The sequence below is a fragment of the Microvirga sp. P4_G7 genome, from assembly GCF_056401005.1.
The window spans coordinates 1-2,789 of the sequence record NZ_JBFUKD010000512.1; the positions used below are offsets into that span (position 1 = coordinate 1).

At 59.6% G+C, this 2,789-nt stretch carries 3 protein-coding genes; all 3 read right to left on the reverse strand.

What is annotated here, in order from left to right; all coding sequences use genetic code 11:
• A partial coding sequence (locus tag AC1DT3_RS17190) for an ATP-binding cassette domain-containing protein (RefSeq protein ID WP_477466452.1) occupies positions 1-304 on the reverse strand: 304 nt, incomplete at its 3' end.
• On the reverse strand, positions 301-1,488 hold the full coding sequence (locus AC1DT3_RS17195; RefSeq protein ID WP_477466454.1) for an ABC transporter permease: 1,188 nt from the start codon (positions 1,486-1,488) through the stop codon (positions 301-303). The genes AC1DT3_RS17195 and AC1DT3_RS17190, both read right to left, overlap by 4 nt.
• A 58-nt stretch (positions 1,489-1,546) precedes the next feature.
• A complete protein-coding gene (osmF, locus tag AC1DT3_RS17200; RefSeq protein ID WP_477466453.1) occupies positions 1,547-2,461 on the reverse strand; it encodes a glycine betaine ABC transporter substrate-binding protein OsmF in 915 nt (304 codons plus the stop codon).
• Between the last annotated feature and the right edge of the window lie 328 nt (positions 2,462-2,789).

Genomic DNA, 2,789 nt, shown 5'->3' on the forward strand with positions numbered 1-2,789 from the left:
GGCGAGGAACCGTCGCGATGTTTTCGGCGACGCTGCGGTGTGGAAACAGGCCGTTTCCCTGTATGACGTATCCGATGCGATGCCGCAGATCATCTTCCGGGATCGACATGGTGTCCTGCCCGTCGATCAGAACCCGCCCGCTCGTCGGTTCGACAAGACGGTTCACCATGCGCAGAAGCGTCGATTTGCCGGCGCCCGATGTGCCAACGACGACGGCGATCGTCCCCGTCTCGACGCTGAACGAAACGTCATCGACGATCGCGGTGGGACCGAAGCGCTTGGTCAGATGGTCGAACTCGATCACGCACGCGCTCCTTTCGTCAATTCAATCACGGCATCAAGAATGACCGCCGCCGCAAAAGCGAGCAACACGGTCGGAATTGCGCCAAGAAGAACAAGATCCAAAGCCGTCTGCCCCGCACCCTGGAACACGAAAACGCCGAACCCGCCGCCGCCGATCAGGGCGGCGACCGTCGCAAGTCCGAGGTTCTGCACGAGTACGATGCGGATCCCCGTCAGGATGATCGGCAGTGCCAAGGGGAACTCGACTTGAAACAATCGCTGCATGCGGGAGAGTCCCATCCCGCGAGCCGCGTCCACGACCTTCGCCGGCACCTGCTCGAGACCAACGACCGTATTCGCCACAACAGGCAGGAGCGCATAGAGGAACAGCGCCACCAGCGCGGGCGCGGCCCCAATACCACGCAACCCCAAAGCCGCAGCAAGCGGAACGTTCGCGGCGAGATAGCCGAGCGGCGCCATCAGCATTCCAAACAAAGCGATGCTGGGAATTGTCTGCACCGTGTTGAGGATCTGAAGAACCGTATTCTTGGCTGAAGGAATCCGATGACAGAGAGCGCCCACGGGTAGACCGACGCAAGCAGCGGCGGCGAGCGATCCCACCGCAAGAAGCACGTGCTGCTCGGCCTCGCGCCAGAAGCTATCCGAACGCGTTGCGTATTCCTTCAGAATGGAGACGCTGTCCCATGAACCCGACAACAGCAATATGCCGATGCAGGTGGCTGCGATGGCGAGGGTGACCAAGCGGTCCCAGGGACCGAAGCGCAGGCGGGTAAGCGAATCCGCAAAGAGCAGCGCAAATGCAAACGACAGGAGCCAGAAACCCCAGGCCGGCGACACCCGCGCGAACGTGTTGTCGGCGGGCGTCACATTATATGCTGCGTAGCCGACGGCAGGGAAGACGACGAGAAGACCAAGCGTCGAGGCCGTCAGCCGAAGTGACGGCCGTTGCACGGCAACCGCAACAGCCGCCACCGCAAGCGCGACGACCAGGAGGCACGAGCCTGCGACGATCGGCAACGAGGCGAAGATCGCGAGCCCTTCACCCGCGACAATTCGATTGGCGCGGTAAAGCACGAATGGCGCGAAGCTCACAGCGACGACGATCAGAAACGCGATCACGCACCCGAGACGATCAAACGAAATCCGCGAACGTGAATACACGCCGTTGCTCTGCGCCCGGGACATGCTCGTCACGAGAGGAGTTTTTCTTTCGCCATCGTCGCGCTTCCCCTCGACGCCGCAGTTACTTCACGAAGCCTTTCGACTTCAAGTAATCTGCCGCGACCGATTTCGCCGCTTCACCACCGACTTGAACGCGCGCATTCAGCCCCTGCAGGGTCTTGAGGTCGAGCGATTGGAAGACCGGTTTGAGCAAATCGGCGATCTTCGGATTCTCTTTCAGTACACTTTCGCGGATGATCGCGGCCGGCGCGTAGACAGGTTGGACATTCTTGTCGTCGTCGAGCACGACAAGACCGGAGGGCGCGATGCCGCCGTCCGTACCATAGACCATGGCGGCGTTGGCGCCATTGGTCTTCTCGGCAGCCGCCTTGATCGTAGCAGCCGTATCGCCGCCCGAGAGGACGATAAGTTGATCCGGCTTCATCGTGAATCCGTACGTCTTCTGGAAAGCCGGCAGAGCAGCCGCCGAATTGACGAACTCCGATGAAGCTGCAAGCACGACCTTGCCTCCGCCGGCAACCCATTTTCCGAAATCGGACATGGATGCGAGCTTGCCCGTAGTCGCCTCGTCCTTTCGTACGGCAATCGCCCACGTGTTGTTGGCTGGAGCGGGTGTCAGCCAGACGATCTTGTTGGCGTCGTAATCGAGTTTCCTCGCTTCCTCGTAACCTTTTGCGGCGTCTTTCCAGGTCGCGTCATCAGCCTTGTTGAAGAAAAATCCGGCATTGCCCGTATACTCCGGATAGATATCAATCTCGCCTGCCGTAATGGCTTTGCGAACCACCGGCGTGGCGCCCAGCTGGATGCGATCCTGAGTCTTGATGCCGTTGGCGTTGAGGACCAAAAGAATAATGTTGCCGAGAACAGAGCCCTCGGTGTCGATCTTCGATGAGACGACGACATCAGCTTTCGCGGTTGAGGCCAGAGCCAGGCCAAGAGCAAGAGCGGCGGTCAGTGATTTGATGATGGCTTTCATGGGACCCTCGGGCGATGCAGAAGGATAGACTTTTCGGCATGATGTTTCCGGCGCCAATCCGCCGACCATGGCCGCAAAGATGCCTCCATTAGCATAAGAGACACTTCGCTTCCGACAAGAGCGGGCGATCGCAACGGTTCCCCAAATCGTGGCTATTCCGGAGGGTGAGGGTTGTTGAACCGGTGCTTCCTCCGCCTAAATGGGCCTCTCTGTCACCAATCGGGTTGACTGAGTTTCCTGTGGGCTCTTTTTTGAGAGCCCAGCCTCTCTGATTTGTGAAGGTGCGTATCTGCATGGCGACGAACCGAATCCCGACGATCCCCTATCC

What these genes read in the sequence shown, in the direction of transcription:
- AC1DT3_RS17195 (WP_477466454.1), bottom strand. Translation starts at nt 1,488, where the DNA reads ATGTCCCGGGCGCAGAGCAACGGCGTGTATTCACGTTCGCGGATTTCG.
- osmF (WP_477466453.1), bottom strand. Translation starts at nt 2,461, where the DNA reads ATGAAAGCCATCATCAAATCACTGACCGCCGCTCTTGCTCTTGGCCTG.